Here is a 1,102-nt window from a genome sequence, read left to right on the forward strand (position 1 = left end):
TACGATCCGACACGACGCTTCGCATAGTGAACGACACGACGCCGTGAGGAAGAGACAGCACATGGCAAAGAAGGTCAGAGCCGCCGCGGTCCAGCTCAACCCGGACCTCGACACCGCCACCGGAACCGTCGACCGCGTCCTCGCGGCGATCGCCGACGCCGCGGCGCAGGGCGCCGAGCTCGTGGTGTTCCCCGAGACGGTCGTCCCGTACTACCCGTACTTCTCCTTCGTGCAGCCGCCGATGATGAGCGGTGGCGAGCACATGCGCCTCTACGACAACGCGGTCGTCGTCCCGGGCCCGGTCACCGACGCCGTGTCCGCCGCCGCACGCCGGCACGGCGTCGTCGTGATGCTCGGTGTCAACGAGCGCGACCACGGCTCGCTGTACTGCACCCAGCTGCTCTGGGACGCCGACGGCACGCTGGTCCTGCACCGCCGCAAGACGGTCCCGACCTTCCACGAGCGCATGATCTGGGGCCGCGGCGACGGCTCGGGCTTCACGGTCGTCGACACCGAGGTCGGGCGCATCGGTGCGCTGGCGTGCTGGGAGAACTTCAACCCGCTCAACCGCTACGCGCTGCAGGCCCAGCACGAGGAGATCCACCTCGCGCACTTCCCGGGCTCGCTCGTCGGGCAGCTGTTCGCCGACCAGGTCGAGACCCTCATCCGCCACCAGGCCGCCGAGGGCGCGTCCTTCGTCGTCTGCGCGACGGCGTGGCTGACCGAGGACCAGATCGCCAAGGTCTCCCCCGACGAGGGCCTGCGCCGCGGCCTGCGCGGTGGCTGCATGACCGCGATCATCTCCCCCGAGGGCCAGCACATCGTCGAGCCGATCACCGAGGGCGAGGGCATCCTCGTCGCCGATCTCGACTTCAACCTGATCACCAAGCGCAAGCGGATGTTCGACTCGGTCGGCCACTACTCGCGTCCGGAGCTGGTGTCGCTGCTGCTCAACGACACCAAGACCTCCCCGGTCCACCGCGCCTTCCCGACCCCGAAGGCGTCCGCCTACGAGGTCGAGTCACTCGCGCCCGCCGACGACAACGGCAGCGCGCCCGTCGTCGAGCACAACGGCAACGGCACCACGAAGGCCGCCGTCTGA

The 1,102-nt window shown here is 69.4% G+C and carries 1 protein-coding gene; it reads left to right on the top strand.

From position 1 onward, the window contains the following. Positions 1-61: 61 nt before the first annotated feature. A complete protein-coding gene (locus TOK_RS27940) occupies positions 62-1,102 on the top strand; it encodes a Nit6803 family nitrilase (protein ID WP_098960990.1) in 1,041 nt (346 codons plus the stop codon).

Source organism: Pseudonocardia sp. N23 (assembly GCF_002583555.1).
Lineage (GTDB): Bacteria > Actinomycetota > Actinomycetes > Mycobacteriales > Pseudonocardiaceae > Pseudonocardia.

What these genes read in the sequence shown, in the direction of transcription:
- TOK_RS27940 (WP_098960990.1), top strand. Translation starts at nt 62, where the DNA reads ATGGCAAAGAAGGTCAGAGCCGCCGCGGTCCAGCTCAACCCGGACCTC.